Annotated in this window: 21 protein-coding genes; 20 read left to right on the top strand and 1 reads right to left on the bottom strand. The window is 52.0% G+C overall.

The genetic code is table 11. The features are described 5' to 3' along the window. The 17 genes from mnmE to AC1WNR_RS15095 all read left to right on the top strand — a co-directional run bounded on the left by mnmE (position 1) and on the right by AC1WNR_RS15095 (position 16083). Positions 1 to 1368, top strand: a complete 1368-nt coding sequence (gene mnmE, locus AC1WNR_RS15175; RefSeq protein ID WP_481645336.1) for a tRNA uridine-5-carboxymethylaminomethyl(34) synthesis GTPase MnmE — start codon at positions 1 to 3, stop codon at positions 1366 to 1368. 584 nt (positions 1369 to 1952) lie between these two features. Continuing rightward, positions 1953 to 3842 (top strand): tRNA uridine-5-carboxymethylaminomethyl(34) synthesis enzyme MnmG, encoded by a 1890-nt coding sequence (mnmG, locus tag AC1WNR_RS15170; protein ID WP_481645335.1) that lies wholly within the window; start codon positions 1953 to 1955, stop codon positions 3840 to 3842. After that, the gene (gene rsmG, locus AC1WNR_RS15165) at positions 3842 to 4465 is read left to right on the top strand and encodes a 16S rRNA (guanine(527)-N(7))-methyltransferase RsmG (RefSeq protein ID WP_481645334.1); all 624 of its coding nucleotides are present in this window, start codon (positions 3842 to 3844) and stop codon (positions 4463 to 4465) included. Before mnmG ends, rsmG begins: the two co-directional genes overlap by 1 nt. Positions 4466 to 4467: 2 nt before the next feature. After that, complete coding sequence (locus tag AC1WNR_RS15160; protein WP_481645333.1) at positions 4468 to 5277, top strand: ParA family protein; 810 nt, start codon at positions 4468 to 4470, stop codon at positions 5275 to 5277. Then, positions 5274 to 6152 carry a ParB/RepB/Spo0J family partition protein gene (locus AC1WNR_RS15155; RefSeq protein WP_481645332.1) on the top strand — a complete coding sequence of 293 codons (879 nt, stop codon included), beginning with the start codon at positions 5274 to 5276 and terminating at the stop codon, positions 6150 to 6152. The genes AC1WNR_RS15160 and AC1WNR_RS15155 overlap by 4 nt, the downstream gene beginning before the upstream one ends. Before the next feature lie 177 nt (positions 6153 to 6329). Continuing rightward, on the top strand, positions 6330 to 6728 hold the full coding sequence (locus AC1WNR_RS15150; RefSeq protein WP_481645331.1) for an ATP synthase subunit I: 399 nt from the start codon (positions 6330 to 6332) through the stop codon (positions 6726 to 6728). Positions 6729 to 6755: 27 nt separating this feature from the next. Further along, entirely contained in the window at positions 6756 to 7595 is an 840-nt protein-coding gene (gene atpB / locus AC1WNR_RS15145) for a F0F1 ATP synthase subunit A (RefSeq protein ID WP_481645330.1), read from the top strand. A 79-nt stretch (positions 7596 to 7674) separates the two neighbouring features. Further along, a complete protein-coding gene (atpE, locus tag AC1WNR_RS15140) occupies positions 7675 to 7896 on the top strand; it encodes a F0F1 ATP synthase subunit C (protein WP_481645329.1) in 222 nt (73 codons plus the stop codon). Positions 7897 to 7967: 71 nt separating this feature from the next. Further along, positions 7968 to 8438, top strand: a complete 471-nt coding sequence (locus AC1WNR_RS15135) for a F0F1 ATP synthase subunit B (RefSeq protein WP_481645328.1) — start codon at positions 7968 to 7970, stop codon at positions 8436 to 8438. 12 nt (positions 8439 to 8450) lie between these two features. Beyond that, positions 8451 to 8987: a F0F1 ATP synthase subunit delta gene (locus AC1WNR_RS15130; RefSeq protein ID WP_481645327.1), complete on the top strand. Its 537-nt coding sequence runs from the start codon at positions 8451 to 8453 to the stop codon at positions 8985 to 8987. A 15-nt stretch (positions 8988 to 9002) separates the two neighbouring features. Continuing rightward, positions 9003 to 10547, top strand: coding sequence for a F0F1 ATP synthase subunit alpha (gene atpA, locus AC1WNR_RS15125; protein ID WP_481645326.1), 1545 nt, complete (start codon positions 9003 to 9005; stop codon positions 10545 to 10547). Positions 10548 to 10620: 73 nt separating this feature from the next. After that, positions 10621 to 11484, top strand: coding sequence for a F0F1 ATP synthase subunit gamma (gene atpG / locus AC1WNR_RS15120; protein ID WP_481645325.1), 864 nt, complete (start codon positions 10621 to 10623; stop codon positions 11482 to 11484). Between the two features lie 37 nt (positions 11485 to 11521). Continuing rightward, positions 11522 to 12919: a F0F1 ATP synthase subunit beta gene (gene atpD / locus AC1WNR_RS15115; RefSeq protein ID WP_481645324.1), complete on the top strand. Its 1398-nt coding sequence runs from the start codon at positions 11522 to 11524 to the stop codon at positions 12917 to 12919. Between the two features lie 34 nt (positions 12920 to 12953). Further along, entirely contained in the window at positions 12954 to 13379 is a 426-nt protein-coding gene (locus AC1WNR_RS15110) for a F0F1 ATP synthase subunit epsilon (protein ID WP_481645323.1), read from the top strand. Positions 13380 to 13544: 165 nt separating this feature from the next. Beyond that, positions 13545 to 14048, top strand: a complete 504-nt coding sequence (locus tag AC1WNR_RS15105) for a hypothetical protein (protein ID WP_481645322.1) — start codon at positions 13545 to 13547, stop codon at positions 14046 to 14048. A 28-nt stretch (positions 14049 to 14076) separates the two neighbouring features. Continuing rightward, positions 14077 to 15318: an EAL and HDOD domain-containing protein gene (locus tag AC1WNR_RS15100; RefSeq protein ID WP_481645321.1), complete on the top strand. Its 1242-nt coding sequence runs from the start codon at positions 14077 to 14079 to the stop codon at positions 15316 to 15318. Further along, positions 15319 to 16083 (top strand): sulfite exporter TauE/SafE family protein, encoded by a 765-nt coding sequence (locus tag AC1WNR_RS15095; RefSeq protein WP_481645320.1) that lies wholly within the window; start codon positions 15319 to 15321, stop codon positions 16081 to 16083. Between the two features lie 247 nt (positions 16084 to 16330). Here the strand turns inward: AC1WNR_RS15095 and ilvD are convergent, their stop codons facing one another. Next, positions 16331 to 18163 carry a dihydroxy-acid dehydratase gene (ilvD, locus tag AC1WNR_RS15090; protein WP_481645319.1) on the bottom strand — a complete coding sequence of 611 codons (1833 nt, stop codon included), beginning with the start codon at positions 18161 to 18163 and terminating at the stop codon, positions 16331 to 16333. Positions 18164 to 18368: 205 nt separating this feature from the next. Here ilvD and AC1WNR_RS15085 point away from each other — a divergent pair, with 205 nt between their 5' ends. The 3 genes from AC1WNR_RS15085 to AC1WNR_RS15075 are packed head-to-tail and all read left to right on the top strand — an operon-like array spanning position 18369 to position 21017. Continuing rightward, positions 18369 to 18977, top strand: a complete 609-nt coding sequence (locus AC1WNR_RS15085; RefSeq protein ID WP_481645318.1) for a PepSY domain-containing protein — start codon at positions 18369 to 18371, stop codon at positions 18975 to 18977. Further along, positions 18974 to 19654, top strand: coding sequence for a response regulator transcription factor (locus AC1WNR_RS15080; RefSeq protein WP_481645317.1), 681 nt, complete (start codon positions 18974 to 18976; stop codon positions 19652 to 19654). Before AC1WNR_RS15085 ends, AC1WNR_RS15080 begins: the two co-directional genes overlap by 4 nt. Next, positions 19632 to 21017 carry an ATP-binding protein gene (locus tag AC1WNR_RS15075; RefSeq protein WP_481645316.1) on the top strand — a complete coding sequence of 462 codons (1386 nt, stop codon included), beginning with the start codon at positions 19632 to 19634 and terminating at the stop codon, positions 21015 to 21017. The genes AC1WNR_RS15080 and AC1WNR_RS15075 overlap by 23 nt, the downstream gene beginning before the upstream one ends. Positions 21018 to 21027: the final 10 nt, after the last annotated feature.

Here is a 21027-nt window from a genome sequence, read left to right as displayed (position 1 = left end):
ATGCTAGACGCAAAACGAGACACGATCGTGGCACAAGCAACCGCCAGTGGGCGCGGCGGTGTCGGTATTGTGCGCCTCTCAGGCCCTAAAAGTCTGGATCTTGCAAAGGCCTTTATCGGCTTCGAACCTAAAGCGCGACATGCACACTACACACCCTTTTTAAATCAACAGGGTGAGCAGATCGACGAAGGTATCGCACTCTATTTTCCAGGTCCCAACTCCTTCACTGGCGAAGATATATTTGAACTCCAGTGCCACGGCGGTCCGATCGTTATAGACCTGCTGATAAAAGAGGCGGTTTCGCACGGAGCGCGACTGGCTCGACCGGGAGAGTTCTCAGAGCGCGCCTTCCTCAACGATAAGATGGATCTAACTCAAGCCGAGGCGATAGCTGATCTTATTGAGAGCTCATCCGAACAGGCCGCTCGCTGTGCACTGCGCTCGCTCCAAGGTGCATTTTCAAGCGAAATCAATCAGCTTGTTGAGCTACTCACTAACCTACGGATCTATGTCGAAGCAGCAATAGACTTTCCCGATGAGGAGATCGATTTTCTCAGTGATGGCAAAGTGCTGAATGACCTCAAGGCTATTATTGCGCAAGTCGCTGAGGTACAGAGCCGAGCGCATCAGGGAAGCCTCTTACGCGAAGGGATGACTGTAGTGATCGCTGGGCGTCCTAATGCTGGTAAATCCAGTCTTCTGAACGCACTAGCTGGCCGAGAGACGGCAATCGTTACCGATATAGAAGGCACCACCCGCGACCTTCTGCGAGAGCAGATCGATATCGATGGGATGCCGCTGCATATTATCGACACCGCGGGTCTGCGAGACGCACCCGACCAGGTCGAGCAGATCGGGATCAACCGAGCTTGGGAGGAGATTCGCAAGGCCGACCGAATATTGGTAATGGTCGACGCTAGAACTTCTGAATCAACCGACCCACACGAGTTGATTCCAGAACTCAGTCAACACCTCGATGATTTTCGTCACATTACGCTGATTCGTAACAAGATTGATCTGGTTAACGAGGCAGCAAGCTTAGAAGAAATTGATGGGCTGACACAGATCCGTCTCAGCGCGCGGGAGAATATCGGTGTTGAACTATTACAGCAGCACCTAAAAGCTGTGATGGGTTATCAAGGGAGCAGTGAGGGAGCGTTTATGGCCCGTCGTCGCCACCTCGATGCTATAGAGCAGGCCACAGAGGTGCTTAATACCGGCCTCTGGCAGCTCGAATCGAATGGCGCAGGAGAACTGCTCGCAGAGGACCTACGGCTAGCTCAGCAACTTCTCGGTGAAATTACCGGCCAGATCAGCGCAGACGATCTACTAGGTAAGATCTTCGGTTCGTTCTGTATTGGCAAATAACGGGAAAATGACTGTTTACCGCTAAAAACTTACCCACAACTACTTAAGATTAAAGTTTTCCACAGGTGAAAACCAGGAAATTCAGTGACCTGTGGGTAAGTAAGATGTTTTTACACACAGGATCTCTACAAAATACCCAAAACGCTATACTTATTCACATCCTATTGTGGAAAACGTGTATAACTCCTTGAGATTAACCTGAGGGAAAATTTGAGGATAACTTCGCCTGTGGGTAAGTAGTTAGGTTATCAACAACTGTTCAACAGCTCTTTCAGAGGCTACCCACGGCTAACACAGACTTTATCATTCGAATAAAATATTGTTTTTATTCAATAAAAAAGCGTTATACACAGAAATAGCTTCGCTATATAAAAGAAAAAATAAAAAACACTCTATATATCTCTTCTTCTTTATATATTTCTTTTCATACTCAAAGGGGAGATTCAAAGACCACCGAGGACGAAACTGAACAAGTTGATCAATTTTTAACCATTCACTCTGTCTGAGACTCTAGGTATAATCGCCCCTCTTTTCAGCCCTAGTTGAGTTAGCGGATCTAAGCAGTCGATCCGAATGAGGTTTGTGTGGAATATCCTGATCAATATGATGTGTTAGTAATAGGCGGTGGCCATGCGGGTACAGAGGCTGCTTTAGCTTCAGCGCGTAAGGGCGCTAAAACTCTACTACTGACTCATAACATCGAAACGCTCGGTCAGATGTCCTGCAACCCTGCTATCGGTGGGATAGGTAAGAGCCATCTCGTGAAGGAGATCGACGCGCTGGATGGTGCTATGGCTCGAGCAACTGACCGCGGCGGTATTCAGTTCCGAATCCTCAATGCACGTAAAGGCCCTGCCGTTCGAGCAACACGTGCTCAGGCCGATCGTGTGCTCTACAAAGCGGCAGTTCGCGAAATCCTTGAGAACCAAGAGAATCTCGATATCTTCCAACAGGCTGTTGATGATCTAATCATTGAGGGTGAAACCGTAAAGGGCGTTGTTACACAGTCGGGTATACGTTTTCGTGGACAATCGGTTGTACTGACTGCGGGTACATTCCTCGGTGGATTGATTCATATCGGTATGCAGAACTATGCAGGCGGTCGTGCCGGTGACCCTCCAGCGATGCGCCTGGCTGAGCGCCTACGCGAGATGCCGCTGCGAGTTGAGCGCTTAAAAACAGGTACTCCGCCACGTATTGATGCGCGAAGTGTCGATTTCAGTAAGATGCAAGAGCAGCCGGGTGATACGCCAACCCCAGTGATGTCGTTTATGGGCAGTTTAAGTGAGCATCCACAGCAGATTAGCTGCTACATCACGCACACAAACACCCAGACACATGACTTAATTCGGGCTAATCTCGATCGTTCTCCGATGTACTCGGGTGTTATCGAAGGAATTGGTCCACGTTACTGCCCATCAATCGAGGATAAGATCCACCGATTTGCTGACAAAGACCAGCATCAGGTTTTTATTGAACCTGAAGGCCTGACAACACATGAACTCTATCCAAACGGCATATCGACCAGTCTACCCTTTGATGTGCAGTTGCAAATTGTCCGCTCGATGAAGGGGATGGAGCAGGCGCATATTACTCGCCCCGGCTATGCAATAGAGTATGATTTCTTCAATCCGCAAGACCTAAAGCATACGCTCGAGACGCGTGTGATTGATGGCCTTTACTTTGCCGGACAGATAAACGGTACAACCGGTTACGAAGAGGCGGCAGCTCAGGGTCTATTGGCGGGAATGAACGCTGCAGCACGAGCGCTTGATCAGGAGCAGTGGTACCCACGTCGTGATGAAGCATATATCGGGGTGTTGGTTGATGATCTGATTACCCACGGTACCTCTGAGCCTTATCGAATGTTCACTAGCCGCGCTGAGTATCGACTGATTCTGCGAGAAGATAATGCTGATCTGCGCCTCACAGAGGCGGGTCGCAGGCTCGGCGTGGTCGGTGATGATCGCTGGGCTGCATTCAGTGCCAAGCGCGAAGCCATCGATTTGGAGATGGCGCGGATGAAATCCACCTGGGTACAGCCCAATTCTGTTGAGGCAGAGGCGCTGGCGCCCAAACTGACTACGCCACTAACACGTGAATACAATTTAGCTGATTTGGTGAAACGTCCAGAGATGACGTACACCGATCTGGCTGAAGTTAAACCCGCTGAGACCGATGTAGCTGCCGATGTGGCGGAGCAGGTTGAGATACATATCAAGTATGCTGGTTACATCGACCGTCAACGCGATGAGATTGAGCAACTGCGCAAGCATGAGAACACCGCTCTGCCTGAAGATTTTGATTACTCTCAAGTGGGTGGACTTTCGAACGAGCTCAAGTTCAAACTCGAGGCTGTACGCCCGGTCAGCATCGCTCATGCGAACCGTATCCAAGGTATGACACCGGCTGCGATCTCTCTGCTGCTAATTCATCTGAAAAAGCGCCAGTTACAAGCCAAGGCGGTTAGTTAATGGCTGAATCAGCAAAACTACTCAGTAGCGGACTGACTCAGCTAGGTGTTGATGCGACCGCAGAACAGCAAGAACAGCTCCTGGCTTATTTGGGTTTAATGCAGAAGTGGAACAAAGCCTACAACCTTACTGCGATTCGCGACCCGCAGCAGATGTTGGTTCGCCATTTGCTAGATAGCCTTGCAGTGGTCCCTCACATTAACTCGGATGAACTGATTGATGTAGGCAGTGGCGGCGGCCTCCCCGGCATCCCTTTAGCGATACTTTTCCCTGAACAGTCGATAACTACTCTGGACAGCAACTCGAAAAAGACCCGATTCCAAAATCAGGTGCGCATTGAGTTAGGTCTTAATAACCTCGAGGTCATTCATGGTCGAGTTGAGGCTGTCCAAGATCGTCAGTTTGGCCAGGTAATATCTCGAGCTTTCGCCTCTATCGTCGATATGATCAATTTAAGTCATGCACTTCTGGCCGAGAAAGGTGTTTTTCTTGCGATGAAAGGTCGGTATCCTGATGCGGATCTGGCGGAGTTACCGCCCCAATATGTTTTGCAGCAGAGCTATGAACTCCATGTACCCGGTCTGGATGAGGAGCGGCATCTGCTGGTTTTAGGGAGAGCCTAAGCTTGGCTAAAATTCTGACCGTTACCAACCAAAAGGGCGGTGTAGGTAAAACCACGACCAGTGTGAACCTAGCAGCGTCACTTGCGGCGATGAATAAGCGGGTGCTGCTAATCGACCTAGATCCTCAGGGCAATGCGACCATGGGGAGCGGTGTTGAAAAGCAGGAGCTCACTCTCTCAATTTACGAAGTGCTTACCGATCAAGCTGAGACCAAGGATGCGATTATTGGCGATTTGGAGGCGGGCTTTGATCTGCTCGGTGCCAATGGCGATTTGACCGCTGCAGAGGTAGAACTTCTGGAGTTACCGCGCCGAGAATTTCGCCTAAAAATGGCCCTCATGCCGATCGCGGACAAGTACGATTACATCCTGATAGATAACCCCCCAAGCCTCAACTTGTTAACGGTGAACGCCCTCGCCTGTTCCGACGGTGTAATTATTCCAATGCAGTGCGAATACTACGCACTTGAGGGTATAAGTGCGTTGGTGGGTACCATTGATCGCATTCAGAAGCGCTTGAACCCGAAACTGAAAATAGAGGGTATTCTGCGCACCATGTTCGATCCACGTATGAGTCTGACCAAAGATGTCTCTGAACATCTTGTTGAGTACTTCGGTGAACGGGTTTACCGCACGGTGATTCCGCGCAATGTTCGTCTGGCTGAAGCACCGAGTCATGGTTTGGCAGCCCTTCAGTACGACAAACACTCCCGTGGAGCCTTGGCGTATCTAGCTTTGGCGGGTGAGCTAATTCGCCGCAATGATCAGAGCACGACATCCTCAGCTAAGGAAGCGAAAGAGAGCGAAGTATGAGCAAGAAACGTGGGCTAAAACGTGGGCTGGACGCCCTCCTTTCGGGTGTCGATACCGCAGCTTTCAATGATGTTAACGCGGGTATGGCTGAAACGGCCAGTACCGGCCTTAACGAGATCCCGGTTGACCAGATCTGCCGCGGACGCTACCAGCCCCGCCGTGAGATGGATAACGAAACCTTGGAAGAGTTAGCCAACTCTATACGTGCTCAGGGTGTGATGCAGCCGATTGTTATCCGTCCAGTGGAAACGGGTTACGAAATTATTGCGGGTGAACGCCGCTGGCGCGCAGCGCAGATGGCGGGTTTGAATGCGATCCCAGCGGTGATACGCGATGTTCCAGATGAAGCTGCCATTGCGATGGCGTTGATCGAGAATATTCAACGTGAAAACCTCAACCCGGTCGAAGAGGCGATCGCCCTGCAGCGTCTGCAGCAGGAGTTCGAACTTTCGCAGCAGGAAGTCGCCGAGGCTGTTGGTAAGTCGCGCTCTGCTGTCGCAAATCTATTACGTCTGCTTAACCTTAGTGATGAGGTAAAGACTTTTCTCGAGCGAGGCGACATTGAGATGGGTCATGCGCGCGCCTTATTGCCACTGAGTGCCGAACTTCAGCTTCAAGCTGCTCGTGAGGTCGTTGCCAAAGGCCTATCTGTGCGTGATGCCGAAGCCTTAGCGCGTCGACTACAGCAACCGACATCCGAGCAGAAGCAAGCTGAAGCAGCCAATGAGCACCTTTCCCAAATAGCTCAGCAGTTATCTGAACACTTTGCCGCTAAGGTGACGCTGTCGGGTAATGCGAAGGGTCGTGGCAAAATCACGATCAATTTCAAGGACTCAGATGAGCTTGAAGGGATCTTATTTAAGCTCCAAAACTGAGCACTGATTGCATTTTGTGTTGTGCATTGCACGACCTTAGTGCAATGGTTTCAGGTTTAAGTTGATGCCCGGACTGCTTCTCCTTATAATCCCAGCCGACTTTTGTCTGTGTAAACCGGAGAGGCTGGTCATAAGAGCCAACTAATAGCCTCCCGAAGACAAGCCTGAGGGTGATCAATGCAGGCCGGGATGTGGGTAAAACGGGGCGATCGAGCGCGACAGCGGTATTTCACAACTCTGAAATATCAAAGCGCTATCTTAGCTCTAGTCACACTTCTACTGGTTTCCTTTGATTTCGTTGTCGCTTACTCAGCACTGCTCGGTGGATTGATCTACTTGCTGCCGCAACTCTGGCATGCATGGAGACACTTCAAAAACCGCGCACCTGAGACGGCAAATCGCGCCTTGGCTGAGTTGTACGCTGGGCAAATATGGAAAATGGCACTGATGGCCATGCTCTTCGCACTGAGTTTTGTGCTGATAGAGCCCCTAAGTGGATTTTCCTTATTTGCCGCACTGCTGCTGATGCAGGTGATGAACCTGGTGATGCAAGTGGGTGGGGCGAGAAATTCGTGAACTTTGAACTTATAGAGAGAACTAGGAATGGCGAGCGGCGAATATACTTCTCAAGAATATATTAAGCACCACCTTACCAATCTCACTTTCGGTAATCACCCAGAGGAGGGCTGGACCTTCTCTCACGGCGAGACTGCAGCGGATACCGCGCAGATGACGAAAGAGATGGGCTTTTGGGCGATCAACGTTGATACCATGCTATGGTCAGTTGGTCTGGGTCTGTTTTTTATCTGGCTGTTCCGTAAGGTGGCAGCTTCAGCAACTTCTGATGTACCAGGCCGTCTACAAGGTTTCATCGAAGTGATCATCGAGTTTGTTGATGAGAACGTTAAGAGCGTCTTTCATCACAAGAACCCGGTAATCGCACCTCTGGCATTGACAATCTTCGTCTGGATCTTCTTGATGAACTTGATGGACCTTGTGCCAATCGACTGGATTCCATTCATCTTTAATGAACTCGGCGTTCATTACATGAAGATAGTTCCAACCACTGACGTGAACGCTACGGGCGGTCTGGCATTCAGTGTATTTGGTCTGATCATTTACTACAGCATTAAGATGAAGGGCGTAGGTGGCTTCCTGGCTGAACTGTCGTTCCAGCCGCTGCCAAAAGTATTCGCGCCGTTCAACCTTTTCCTAGAGATCGTTGGTCTGTTGGCTAAGCCTGTATCTCTGGCGCTTCGACTTTTCGGTAACATGTACGCAGGTGAAATGATCTTCATCCTGATTGCAATTCTACCGTTCTGGGCTCAGTGGCTGTTGTCTGTTCCTTGGGCAATTTTCCACATCCTCGTCATTACGCTTCAGGCGTTCATCTTCATGGTACTGACAGTTGTCTACCTGGCGATGGCCCACGAAGATCACTGATGAGATAAAACGAATTACAAAGCTTTTTTGTAAGAAACTGTAACAACTCAATAACATTGAAACGTAACTGGAGAAAATCATGGAATACTACCTGCTAGCTGCTGCTTTGATGCTTGGTCTGGGTGCTATCGGTGCTGCAATCGGTATCGGTATCCTCGGTGGCAAGTTCCTCGAAGGTGCTGCTCGTCAGCCTGAACTCGTGCCACTGCTGCGTACTCAGTTCTTCATCGTAATGGGTCTGGTTGACGCGATCCCAATGATCGGTGTTGGTCTGGGCATGTACGTACTGTTCGCCCTTTAAGATACTTTGACTAAAAGCACGTCCACTTTGGACAAACAAACTTTTAATCAAACAACCGCGAGGGTAATGGCGTGAATATCAATCTCACCATCATTGGTCAGGCCATTGCGTTTTTCTTCTTCGTGCTTTTCTGCATGAAGTACGTTTGGCCACCGCTGACAGCAGCGCTGGACGAGCGTAAGAAGAAGATCGCAGACGGTCTTGATGCGGCAGAACGTGCAGAACGTGATCTACGTCTTGCGCAGGAGAAAGCCGCAGATGACATGCGTGCTTCTAAAGAAGAAGCAGCCGCCATCATTGAACAGGCCAACAAGCGGGCTAACCAGATTGTCGAAGAAGCTAAAGAGCAGGCACGCGAGGAAGCAAATCGCGTTAAAGCTGCTGCAGAAGCTGAAGTCGAACAGCAAGTCAACCAAGCGAAGGAAGCCCTTCGTGTACAGGTTGCAGCACTAGCAATTGCTGGCGCTGAGAAAATTCTGGAAGCCTCTGTTGACGAGAAAGCGCACGCGCAGCTGGTTGATAAACTAGCAGCTGAGCTGTAAGCGAGGTTTACGATGGCTGAACTCAATACAGTCGCTCGGCCCTACACCAAAGCTGCGTTTGAATACGCGGTAGCGGCGGGCAGCCTCGATCAATGGGCAAATATGCTTTCCGTTTCAGCTACCGTTGTAGCTGATGCGACAGTAGCCCAGGTACTATCAAGTGCCGCACTTACGTCAGAGCAAAAAGGCTCAACTCTTGTTGAGGTTCTTGGTGACGAACTGGACCAGTCAGGCAAAAACTTTATTGCCCTGCTGGCCGAGAACGGTCGCCTAGCTCTACTGCCAGAGATCGCTACTCAGTTCAAAAAGCTGAAAGCAGCACAGGAAGCTTCGATTGAAGTGGATCTGACAACTGCCTTCGAGATGGCTGATGAACAGCAGCAGAAACTGGCCAAGGCGCTAAGTACTAAGTTGGGTCGTGACGTACAGGTCACTACACAGGTAGACAGATCTATCCTGGGTGGTGTGGTTGTTCGTACTGATGACCTTGTGATCGACGGTTCCGTTCGTGCACGACTGGCGAAACTGGCCGAAGCGATGAATTCCTGAGTGTGAGGAATAAAAATGCAGCAACTGAATCCATCTGAGATCAGCGAGATTCTCAAGAAGCGCATCGAATCTCTTGATGTGTCTTCTGAAGCCCGTAACGAGGGCACAATCGTTAGCGTATCCGATGGTATCATCCTGATCCACGGTCTCGCTGACGTAATGTACGGCGAAATGATCGAGTTCCCTGGTGGCGTCTACGGTATGGCGCTTAACCTTGAGCGTGACTCTGTCGGTGCCGTAGTACTGGGTGATTACCAGAACTTGAAAGAAGGTATGACCGCTAAATGTACTGGTCGTATCCTTGAAGTACCTGTAGGTCCTGAGCTACTCGGCCGCGTTGTAGACGCACTGGGTAACCCAATCGACGGTAAAGGTGCTATCGACGCAAAAATCACCGACGCAGTAGAGAAGGTAGCGCCAGGCGTTATCGCTCGTCAGTCGGTTGATCAGCCAGTACAGACTGGTCTGAAAGCGATCGATGCGATGGTACCAATCGGCCGTGGCCAGCGTGAGCTGATCATCGGTGACCGTCAGATCGGTAAGTCGGCAATTGCGATCGACGCGATCATCAACCAGAAAGGTACGGGTATCAAATGTATCTACGTAGCAGTGGGCCAGAAACAGTCTACTATCGCTAACGTAGTACGTAAGCTTGAAGAGCACGGCGCGATGGATCACACCATCGTAGTTGCGGCTGGTGCAGCCGATCCTGCAGCGATGCAGTTCCTGGCACCATACGCTGGCTGTGCAATGGGTGAATACTTCCGCGACCGCGGCGAAGATGCACTGATCATCTATGATGACTTGACCAAGCAGGCTTGGGCATACCGTCAGATTTCTCTGCTTCTGCGTCGTCCACCAGGTCGTGAAGCTTACCCAGGTGACGTATTCTACCTCCACTCACGTCTGCTCGAGCGTGCTGCTCGCGTAAACGCTGACTACGTAGAAGCGTTCACTAACGGTGAAGTTAAAGGTCAAACAGGTTCTCTGACAGCTCTGCCTGTAATCGAGACTCAGGGTGGTGACGTTTCGGCGTTCGTACCAACCAACGTTATCTCGATCACAGACGGTCAGATCTTCCTTGAGACTAGCCTGTTCAACTCGGGTGTCCGTCCTGCAATCAACGCAGGTCTGTCGGTATCACGTGTAGGTGGTGCGGCTCAGACTAAGATCATCAAGAAGCTTGGTGGTGGTGTACGTCTGGCTCTTGCACAGTACCGTGAGCTGGCAGCGTTCTCGCAGTTCGCTTCAGACCTCGACGACGCGACTCGCGCTCAGCTTGAGCACGGTCAGCGCGTAACTGAGCTGATGAAGCAGAAGCAGTACTCTCCTATGTCAGTTTCTGAGATGGGTCTGAGCCTGTACGCTGCGAACGAAGGCTTCCTTGCAGACGTAGATCTGAACAAAATCGGTGATTTCGAATCAGCATTGATCGCTTACTTCAATAGCGAGCACGCTGATCTGATGGGCCAGGTGAACGAGAAGGGTGATTACAACGATGAAATCGCAGCTCAGTTCAAAGCCGGCATCGAGAAGTTCAAATCTACCCAGACTTGGTAATTGCTCACTATAAAGGGCATGGCGGCTGAGCAAGCTGCTCAGCCGAAACTAAGTCAGAGATAGAGGCGGAACTATGGCAGTCGGAAAAGAGATTAAGACACAGATCGCGAGTATCACGAGCACTCGAAAGATTACCAGCGCTATGGAAATGGTTGCTGCATCTAAGATGCGTCGTGCTCAAGATCGTATGCAGTCTTCCCGACCTTATGCTCGCAGCATCCGCGGTGTGATTCAGCACCTGGCGAAAGCTAACCCTGAATACACGCACCTGTACATGCAGAGCGGCGAAGTGAAGCGTGTTGGCTTCATTATCGTTGCCTCTGACCGCGGACTCTGTGGTGGTCTGAACATTAACCTGTTCAAGGCGACCGTGAGCAAGATGAAAGAGTTCCACGACCAGAATGTCGAAATGGACATCTGTGCGTTGGGCTCTAAAGCGATCAGCTTCTTCCGTAACTACGGTGGTAACGTTGTGGCAGCTAAAAGCGGCCTGGGCGATGCACCGGAAGCGGAACAGTTGGTTGGTGCAGTGAAAGTAATGCTGGACGCATACTCTGAAGGCAAACTTGATCGACTCTATGTCGTATCAAACGAGTTCGTGAATACCATGACTCAGAAGCCAACAGTAGACCAGCTGCTACCACTGCGAGCTGAGGAAGACGATGAAGGTCTGAACCATCACTGGGATTACATCTACGAGCCAGAGGCGAAAGAGCTCCTTGAAGGACTTCTGACGCGTTACATTGAATCGTGTGTGTACCAGGCTGTGGTTGAGAACAACGCCTGTGAGCAGGCAGCGCGTATGTTGGCGATGAAAAACGCGACAGACAACGCTGGAAACCTCATCGATGAGCTTCAGTTGGTTTACAACAAGGCTCGTCAGGCCGCGATCACTCAGGAGATTTCTGAGATCGTGGGTGGTGCTGCAGCTGTTTAAAGCAGTGAACAGGTCAATAAGTTAAGAGGATCCGAACATGAGTAGCGGACGTATTGTTCAGATTATCGGTGCGGTAGTTGACGTGGAATTCCCACGTGAAGACGTGCCGAAGGTTTATGACGCACTGAACGTCACTAAAACCAACCTGACACTGGAAGTTCAGCAGCAGCTGGGCGACGGTGTCGTACGTACAATTGCAATGGGTCAGACTGAAGGTGTAAGCCGTGGTCTGGACGTTGAAAACACTGGTGCTCCAGTTTCTGTACCTGTAGGTACTGCGACTCTCGGTCGTATCGTGGACGTACTGGGTAACCCAATCGATGAGTGTGGCCCAATTGGTGAAGAGGAGCGTTACCCTATTCACCGTAAAGCGCCAACTTACGCTGACCAGGCAGCTACTAACGAGCTGCTGGAAACAGGCATCAAGGTAATCGACCTGGTATGTCCGTTTGCGAAGGGCGGTAAGATCGGTCTGTTCGGTGGTGCCGGTGTAGGTAAAACCGTAAACATGATGGAACTGATCAACAACATCGCGACTCAGCACTCAGGTCTGTCTGTATTCGCAGGTGTAGGTGAGCGTACTCGTGAGGGTAACGACTTCTACCACGAGATGCAGGAAGCGGGCGTTGTAAACGTTGAGCAGTTCGACAAGTCGAAAGTAGCGATGGTTTACGGCCAGATGAACGAGCCACCAGGCAACCGTCTGCGTGTAGCACTGACTGGTCTGACTATGGCTGAGAAGTTCCGTGACGAAGGTCGTGACGTACTTCTGTTCGTAGACAACATCTACCGTTACACACTGGCGGGTACTGAAGTATCAGCACTGCTGGGTCGTATGCCTTCAGCGGTAGGTTACCAGCCAACACTGGCGGAAGAGATGGGCGTTCTGCAGGAGCGTATCACCTCGACTAAGACCGGTTCTATCACGTCTATCCAGGCGGTATACGTACCAGCGGATGACTTGACTGACCCATCTCCAGCGACAACCTTCTCGCACCTTGATGCGACAGTCGTACTGTCTCGTCAGATCGCCGAGCTGGGTATCTACCCTGCGGTTGACCCACTGGACTCTACTTCACGTCAGCTGGATCCACTGGTAATCGGCACTGAGCACTATGAAGTTGCTCGTAACGTACAGAACGTTCTGCAGCGCTACAAAGAGCTGAAGGACATCATCGCGATCCTGGGTATGGACGAACTGTCTGAAGAAGATAAGCAGACCGTAGCGCGCGCTCGTAAGATCCAGCGCTTCCTGTCTCAGCCATTCTTCGTGGCAGAGGTCTTCACAGGTTCTCCAGGTAAGTACGTTGCACTGAAAGACACTATCCGTGGCTTCCAGGGTATCCTGAACGGTGAGTACGACAACTTGCCAGAGCAGGCGTTCTACATGGTTGGCGGCATCGAAGAAGCTGTCGAAAAAGCCAACAAAATGTAATCGCCTTTGAGCGGAACCTGAAGAGGTAAAGGAAATGGCTATGACTGTTCATTGTGACATCGTGAGTGCTGAAGAAGAGATCTTCTCTGGCCTTGTCGAGTTCATCTCAGTGAGGGGTAGCCTGGGTGAGCTGGGTGTTCACCCAGGTCACACTCCGCTGTTGTCGGAAATCAAACCAGGCCCTGTCGAGCTTCGCAAGCAGGGCGGTGAAGAGGACGTGATCTACGTGTCCGGTGGTTTCTTAGAGGTCCAGCCAACCAAGGTGACTATCCTGGCTGACACTGCGTCTCGTGCGCACGATCTTGACGAAGCGACAGCTCTTGAAGCGCAGAAGGCTGCCGAGCAGGCGATGGCTGATAAGCAGGGTGAGTTCGAATACTCAACTGCTGCAGCCCAGCTTGCAGAAGCAACCGCACAGCTGCGTGCGATAGAGCAGATTCGCCGCAAACTTGGCAAGTGAGCTAAGTGCAAAACCAAAAAGGGCAGCTTCGGCTGCCTTTTTTATTTACATGGACGCGGATAAGCGACAAATTTATAGGGTCTAAACTATGAAGATTAAACTATCGGTAACTGCAGTGATGGTTCTGGCTCTGGCCGGCTGCGTCCCATTTGTTCCATTTATTTGATGACTGATCGAGAATTTAAGATTGAACGCCTGACCACTGAGTATGTGCAGGAAGAGGATCGTATACGTCTCAATCTTGAGGATCCTCAGCAACAACGTACTACGCTGTGGCTAACCCAGCGGCTCCTCAACCGTGTAGTACCTGCGTTGGTTAAGGTGCTGGAGGAGGAGACCAGCGGAAAGCCTCAGGCGAGCGATCTACAAGCCTTTACGCAACAGCGAGCCCAGCGAGATATTGAGCAAGAGGCGCCTATTCCGGCTGCCGAGAGTGCTTGGCTCGTTAGACGCGTTGACATGACTTCACGCCCTAAGGCGGTCACCCTTGTCTTTGGCGACAATCAGAGCGAGACTGCTCGTTTAGAGATGCCACGCACTGCGCTGCGTCAATGGCTCAGTATTCTGCGTGACCTCTACCGCAGGGCGGAATGGAGCTGCGAAAACTGGCCTGATTGGCTTGCGCCACTATCGCAAACAGCCGAGACTAAAGATTCCCAGCTACACTGATAGCAGCTCAAACGAACGAAGGACGTCCATGAACTCGATCTCAACCGTCGACGAACAGCAATTACAAGTGCTGATGGCGCGTCAGCCGATTTACACCAAGACCAAAGAGGTGGTGGCGTTTGAGTTGTTGTTTCGTGACGAGTCAGGCCAGTTTGTTAAGGGCCTCAAAGATGATGAGGCGACCCTCAACGTTCTATTGAATACCTATTCGAGCGTACCAGATAAAAGCTCAGTGCGTCAGGCACCGCTCTTCCTCAAGGTCAACGATACCTTTCTACTGGAACATGACATTCCTGAAATTCCTCGCGAGAGCTTTGTATTGGAGGTGATTGGCAGCACCGCGATCACTCCAAAGCTGGTTGAGAGGATCGACTTTTTGGTCAAAGAGGGCTTTAAAGTTGCATTGGCCGACTATGACCCAACGGACCCTCGCTTCAATGCATTGCTCAATTTGGTGCATATCGTAAAAATTGACCTGCGCAAATTCCAACTTGATGAGCTGCCTAACGTTGTGCGTCAACTGCGCCGCAAAGGGATGGAGCTGCTAGCAGATAAGGTTGAGACGGTTGATGAGTTCCAAGCGTGCCAGCGTATGGGGTTTGACCTCTTTATGGGGTACTTCCTCAGCAAGCCGCAGCTAGTGCGTGGTCGGCGTGTGCAGGGCAATAAGCTGGTGCTGTTGCAGATCCTGACCGAGCTGAACAACCCCAATGCAACCTCCGAGTCGATAGAGGCGCTGGCGCTGCGGGATCCCGAACTGGTCTACAAGATCCTGCGTGTCATTAACTCTGCAGCATTTAGTTTACGACGTGAAGTGACCAGCCTGGCTCATGCTATATCTCTGTTGGGGCTAGATCAGATACGTCGATGGGTGATGTTGTTTTTGTCAGTCGCGGAGGAGGGACAACCGCAGGAGATGACTCGAGCCATGCTGCAACGAGGTCGTATGTGCGAAGTGACGGCAGAGATGCTGGAGCGAGCAAACCCAATGAATCACTTCTTTGTTGGCTTGCTATCGCAGCTTGACGCCCTAATGGAGATTCCGATGGATGAGCTGATGGCCCAAGTACCGCTGGACCAGCGCCTCAAAGCCGCTATCTTGAAGTACGCCGATTCCGAGGGAGAGATACTCCAGAATGTTGAGTTCTATGAGCGGGGTGACTTTGCTCATCTACGTCTGCCCCTAGAGAAGCCTTACCTTGAGGTAGCGTATCGCCATAGCATTAGCTGGGCCCTTCAGGTGCTGACGCAGATGGTTGAAGAGCAGTAAATGGACCTGCTATCGGCCTGGCTGCCAGCTGACATTGGCGGTTATACCGCGCTTTTTTTAATACTCCTGTCCGGGTTTACCTCATTGATCACTGCAACGCTGGGCATTGGCGGAGGAGCGCTGCTCATTGCCGCAATGGCACAGCTTGTGCCAGTCGCTGCGCTGATCCCGGTTCATGGGTTAGTGCAGTTCGGCTCAAATTTTAACCGTGCTTTCATGACCCGCCAGCACATTGATCGCGTCTGGGTTAGCCGCTTCGCCCTAGGAGCCATCGCAGGCGCGATTCTCGCGTCATTTATTGTCGTCCAACTTCCGCTGGTGTTGATTCAGGTGGGTGTTGGCCTCTTTATTCTTTGGATGATCTGGGGGCCGAAACCCAAAGCGGGCCAAATGAGCGCCCGCCGTACGGTGTTCTCTGGAGTCGTCACAACTCTTATTTCAATGTTTGTCGGTGCTACAGGTCCGCTAGTCGGCGGTCTTATTCACCGCAGAGATGGCGATAAGATGACTAAAGTGGCCACCATGGGCGCAGCGCTGAGTGTTCAACATGCGCTCAAAGGATTTGTATTTGCGTTTGTGGGCTTCTCTTTTCTTGAGTGGCTACCGTTCATCCTAGCGATGATTGCATCCGGTGCCATTGGCACATATATAGGCCTGCACTTCCTCAAAAAGGTCGCCTCTGACCTGTTCAATAAGCTGTTTCGAGCGGTAATCACTCTGCTTGCACTGAGGCTCGTTTATCAGGCTGTCCTAGAGATCTTTTAGCGACGCCCACTGGTCGCGAGAGTAAAAGTCACTTAAGTTTTCACCACTGCTTGGGTCTCGGTAGAGGTAGTTGAGACCGTTGATTTACATGGATGTAAATCACCGAGCGCCCATGGACGGCTAGCAGCGTGTCTCAACTATCTCTACCGAGGCCCCGCACACAGCGATAACAAAAAGCCCTGCACGGTGGCAGGGCTTTTTAGAGTAGGTCTGCGACATACGCTTCGCGTAGATGCCTCGTATTGGGTTAGTCGAGCTGTGACAGGTCGCGCACTGCGCCTTTGTCAGCAGCGGTTGCCAGCTTCGCGTAGGCTTTGAGAGCGGCAGAGACCTTACGTGGACGATCTTTAGCAGGCTTCCAGCCTATCTTGTCTTGCTCTGCACGGCGAGCAGCCAGCTCTTCGTCTGACAGCAGGACGTCGATCTTGCGTGCAGGGATATCGATACGAATCATATCACCGTCGCGCACCAGGCCGATGTTACCACCACCCGCCGCTTCAGGAGAGGCGTGGCCGATAGAGAGGCCAGAGGTACCGCCAGAGAAGCGTCCGTCAGTCAGCAGCGCACAGGATTTCCCCAGGCCTTTAGACTTGATGTACGACGTTGGGTAAAGCATCTCCTGCATACCCGGGCCGCCTTTGGGGCCTTCGTAGCGTACGATCACAACGTCGCCGGCTTTCACTTGGTCGTTGAGGATGTGGTCAACCGCCTCGTCCTGTGATTCGGTCACGTGTGCTGGGCCTTCGAAGACGAGGATAGATTCGTCAACGCCAGCTGTTTTAACGACACAGCCGTCTTCAGCGAGGTTACCGAACAGGACGGCTAGACCGCCTTCGAGTGAAAACGCGTTCTCTATCGAGCGGATACAGCCGTTCTCGCGGTCACCATCGAGGGATGGCCAGCGAGTTGACTGACTGAATGCGACCTGGGTCGGGATACCCGCAGGACCCGCTTTGTAGAACTCCACGACTTCAGGTGTGGGGTTGCGCATGATGTCCCACTTATCGAGTACTTCGCCCATGTTTGCACCAGCCACCGACGGTACGTCTGTGTGCAGTTTACCGGCGCGATCCAGCTCACCGAGGATCGCCATGATCCCACCGGCACGGTGTACATCTTCGATATGGTACTTCTGCGTGTTTGGCGCCACTTTACATAGCTGTGGCACCGTGCGTGACATACGGTCGATGTCGGCCAGAGTGAAGTCGATCTCAGCTTCCTGAGCGATCGCCAGCAGGTGCAGGATGGTGTTAGTAGAACCGCCCATAGCGATGTCGAGGGTGATAGCGTTCTCGAACGCTTTGAAGCCGACGCTGCGTGGCAGGATCATCTCGTTGTCGTTCTCGTAGTAGTCTTTCGCCATCTCAACGATGCGGCGACCGGCTTCGAGGAACAGACCTTCACGGTCAGCGTGAGTTGCTACGACTGTACCGTTACCCGGCAGTGCAAGACCGAGCGCTTCCGCCAGACAGTTCATCGAGTTCGCCGTGAACATGCCTGAACATGAACCACAGGTCGGACAAGCTGAACGCTCTACAGCATCGACCTGCTCGTCTGATGCGTTCGGGTCTGCAGCCATTACCATTGCGTCAACCAGGTCGAGCTTGTGCTCAGCCAGTTTGGTCTTACCCGCTTCCATTGGGCCGCCGGTTACGAAGATAACGGGTATGTTGAGGCGCATAGAGGCCATCAGCATTCCAGGGGTGATCTTGTCACAGTTAGAGATACAGACGATAGCGTCGGCACAGTGTGCGTTAACCATGTACTCAACAGAGTCCGCGATGATGTCGCGACTTGGCAGAGAGTAAAGCATGCCGTCATGGCCCATTGCGATACCGTCGTCCACCGCGATGGTGTTGAACTCTTTCGCCACACCACCGGCGCGTTCGATTTCACGAGCAACTAATTGCCCCATGTCTTTCAGGTGGACGTGGCCCGGTACGAACTGCGTAAAGGAGTTAGCTACAGCAATAATGGGCTTATGGAAGTCATCATCTTTCATGCCCGTTGCACGCCATAGGGCGCGTGCACCAGCCATATTACGACCCGCTGTTGAGGTCTTTGAGCGATATTGTGGCATGTCGTTTCTCTCTAATTGTTCGCTCGTTCTCGAGCATCAATGCAAACTTCAGTCGCGAGAGTATATCAGAAGAGTTCGACTCGAAGGGAGCGTGCGCGACCTGGAACGGTGGCAGCTATTTCATTTTGCGGGGTGGTTAATTTCCAATTCATTTGCGTTAGTTTAATCTTGTGCCAGATAAGTCGTTTTATGTCCGGAGGACGGGTTGATTAATTCCCTACGCGCAGCCCTAATTGCGCTTCTTACTCTGGCACTCGTACCTGTTAGTTTTGCTGCCGACGCAGAAGAGGCGACGGTACAAGAGAGTGCGGCCGTTGAACCGGTATCCCAGAACAGTTCGCAGGATAGGCAACCTAAGCAGAGCGAGGCCGGCCAGCCTGAGGTCCCTCTTGAGGAGGCTGCCGAGGGTGTTGATGCGTCGGTTGTCTCTGAGGAGGCGGTGCCCGCTGCTACCCAATTGCCATTCGATATTAAAGCTGCGGCTGATATTGCGGTAGCTGCCTTTGGGGGCGAAGTGCTGAAAGCGGAACAGGTTGAGGATGAGATGGGTATCCACTTCCATATCCGCGTGGTGAATGATGGCCGTGTGCGAGATGTGGTAATTGATGCTGCGAACGGCGAGATCATCAAACCTATCGAGACAGCCGCTGTGACCAATGCTGATGACAGTGCAGATGACAGCGCCGCCGATGCTGCTGGCGTGGATGCAGTGACTGGACCGGCTGAAACTGTTACAGCACCAGAATCTGAACCCCTAGCAGATGCGCCTGTCTCGCCTGCCAAGCAAGAAGCAGCAAAGGAGGCGGTGGAGTGAAAATTCTAATCGTTGAAGACGATCCTGATCTGCGCCGTCAACTGGTCTCTAATCTGCATAGCCGTAGCTACACCGTTGAGGAGTGTGGCGACGGCGATGAGGCGGTCTATCTCGGTACTGAGTATGAGTTCGACCTGGCAATCGTGGATATTGGTTTGCCAGGTCGTTCAGGCTTAGAGGTAATTCGGGCCTGGCGCAGCGCTCAGCGCGACCTGCCGGTTTTGATACTGACTGCCCGCGGCGATTGGCAGGATAAGGTTGAGGGGCTTGAGGCCGGCGCGGACGATTATCTGGTTAAACCTTTCCACATAGAAGAACTCACTGCGCGCGTGAATGCGCTGCTGCGTCGTGCAGCGGGTCACGCTAAACCACAGATGAGCTTTGGCCCGATTACGCTCGACACGACAGCGCGCTCTGTCTCTGTGAATGAGGTGGAGATCAAGCTGACGAGCTATGAGTACCGCACGCTCGAGTATCTGATGCTGCATGCAGGCCAGACTATCTCCAAATCGGAACTGACCGAGCACCTCTATCATCAGGATTACGACCGTGACTCTAACGTATTGGAGGTGTTCATTCGCCGACTGCGTCAGAAGCTGGATCCGGATCAGACACTGAACCCCATATTGACGGTCCGAGGCCTGGGATACCGCTTTGCACTGGAAGCAACTCACTAAGCGACTGGTTTCGCTGCTGCCGGTGCCTGGATCGCTTAGAGCGCGTCTGCTCTGGGCCTCTATGGTACTGCTCCCTATTTTGACCATCTTCGCGGGTGCAGCGCTGCAGCGCGCTTTTGAAACAACGCTGTTAACCTCTGAAGAGTCGCAGGCACGCCTGCATACCTATGCGCTGCTGGGATCGGCGGAATTCATTGAGAGTGAGTTGGTACTGCCGCGTACGCTCCAAGAGCCTCGTTTTTCTCAAGTCCAATCTGGGTTGTCAGCGCTGGTTTTCGATGCCGAGGGCGAGCTGAAGTGGCGCTCTGAATCGAGCACACTAATCGAAGATGAACTGATCAGTCAGATCTCAGAGATTCAGCCCGAACCGGGGACCAGCCGCTTCTCGCATCGTAAAGATGAAAACACCTTTCTCTATGTCTACCCTTTAATATGGGATATTGATGGTTCAGAATATAAATATCTGATCGCAGTTCTTAACAGTGATAGCAGGGCAATGGAGGAGCTGATCACCTTCCAGACGCAGCTCTGGGGCTGGCTGTTTGCTGTCTATCTGCTGGCGCTGCTGTTGCAGTACCTGATTCTGCGCTGGGGCCTCAAACCTCTGAAAGGGTTGGCGGATGAGATCTCTGGCATTGAGAAGGGTGATGCAGAGGCGCTAAAAGGCAGTTACCCGAAAGAGGTTGAGCCGGTTACGCGCAACCTAAATCGACTCATTGATACTGAGCGTTTGCAGCGTGAGCGCTATCGCAACACGCTAGCCGATCTGGCACACAGTCTAAAAACGCCGATTGCCGTGATTAAAGGAGCGGCCGGTGAGCAGCACACCCTGGAGACCTATGAGCGTCTTATCGATGAGCAGGCGGATCGCATGTCTCAGATTGTGCAGTATCAGCTCAGCCGAGCGGTGAAGAGCAAAGATAGCCGCCTGGCTAACACCGTACCGATCGCTGCAGCTGTTGAGCGCATCTGCGGTGCATTGTCCAAGGTGTATGCATCGAAAGGGATAGAGGTAGAGATTGAGGGCCTGACCGAGAAGAGCTTCCCCGGTGACGAGCGCGATTTAATGGAGCTATTGGGTAACCTGCTAGAGAATGCATTCAAATACGGAAAGTCACGCGTTTCAGTCGCGGCGTATGAGGATGCGAATGGTCTGCTGCTCCTGATTGGCGATGATGGTCCGGGAGTAGGGAGCGCTGAGCGGCTTACGATTCTCGAGCGAGGTGCCCGCCTAGATACATCGACTCCGGGGCAGGGGATAGGGCTGGCCGTTTGTGCCGATATCTTGAGTAGTTATAACGGTGCACTCGAAGTCGGGAGCTCAACGCTCGGTGGCGCTGAGTTCCGCGTGCTCCTGCCTTAAATACCCACTG

This window comes from Marinobacterium marisflavi (genome assembly GCF_982447095.1).
The sequence above is the reverse complement of the archived record's forward strand: the minus strand, read 5'-3'. Positions and strand labels throughout refer to the sequence as shown.

Excerpts from the sequence above, each read along its gene's own strand:
- atpB (WP_481645330.1), top strand. The coding sequence starts at position 6,756 with ATGGCGAGCGGCGAATATACTTCTCAAGAATATATTAAGCACCACCTT.
- AC1WNR_RS15100 (WP_481645321.1), top strand. The coding sequence starts at position 14,077 with ATGAACTCGATCTCAACCGTCGACGAACAGCAATTACAAGTGCTGATG.
- mnmE (WP_481645336.1), top strand. The coding sequence starts at position 1 with ATGCTAGACGCAAAACGAGACACGATCGTGGCACAAGCAACCGCCAGT.
- atpG (WP_481645325.1), top strand. The coding sequence starts at position 10,621 with ATGGCAGTCGGAAAAGAGATTAAGACACAGATCGCGAGTATCACGAGC.
- AC1WNR_RS15105 (WP_481645322.1), top strand. The coding sequence starts at position 13,545 with ATGACTGATCGAGAATTTAAGATTGAACGCCTGACCACTGAGTATGTG.
- atpA (WP_481645326.1), top strand. The coding sequence starts at position 9,003 with ATGCAGCAACTGAATCCATCTGAGATCAGCGAGATTCTCAAGAAGCGC.
- AC1WNR_RS15110 (WP_481645323.1), top strand. The coding sequence starts at position 12,954 with ATGGCTATGACTGTTCATTGTGACATCGTGAGTGCTGAAGAAGAGATC.
- atpE (WP_481645329.1), top strand. The coding sequence starts at position 7,675 with ATGGAATACTACCTGCTAGCTGCTGCTTTGATGCTTGGTCTGGGTGCT.
- AC1WNR_RS15150 (WP_481645331.1), top strand. The coding sequence starts at position 6,330 with ATGCAGGCCGGGATGTGGGTAAAACGGGGCGATCGAGCGCGACAGCGG.
- rsmG (WP_481645334.1), top strand. The coding sequence starts at position 3,842 with ATGGCTGAATCAGCAAAACTACTCAGTAGCGGACTGACTCAGCTAGGT.
- AC1WNR_RS15155 (WP_481645332.1), top strand. The coding sequence starts at position 5,274 with ATGAGCAAGAAACGTGGGCTAAAACGTGGGCTGGACGCCCTCCTTTCG.
- AC1WNR_RS15130 (WP_481645327.1), top strand. The coding sequence starts at position 8,451 with ATGGCTGAACTCAATACAGTCGCTCGGCCCTACACCAAAGCTGCGTTT.
- AC1WNR_RS15095 (WP_481645320.1), top strand. The coding sequence starts at position 15,319 with ATGGACCTGCTATCGGCCTGGCTGCCAGCTGACATTGGCGGTTATACC.
- ilvD (WP_481645319.1), bottom strand. The coding sequence starts at position 18,163 with ATGCCACAATATCGCTCAAAGACCTCAACAGCGGGTCGTAATATGGCT.
- atpD (WP_481645324.1), top strand. The coding sequence starts at position 11,522 with ATGAGTAGCGGACGTATTGTTCAGATTATCGGTGCGGTAGTTGACGTG.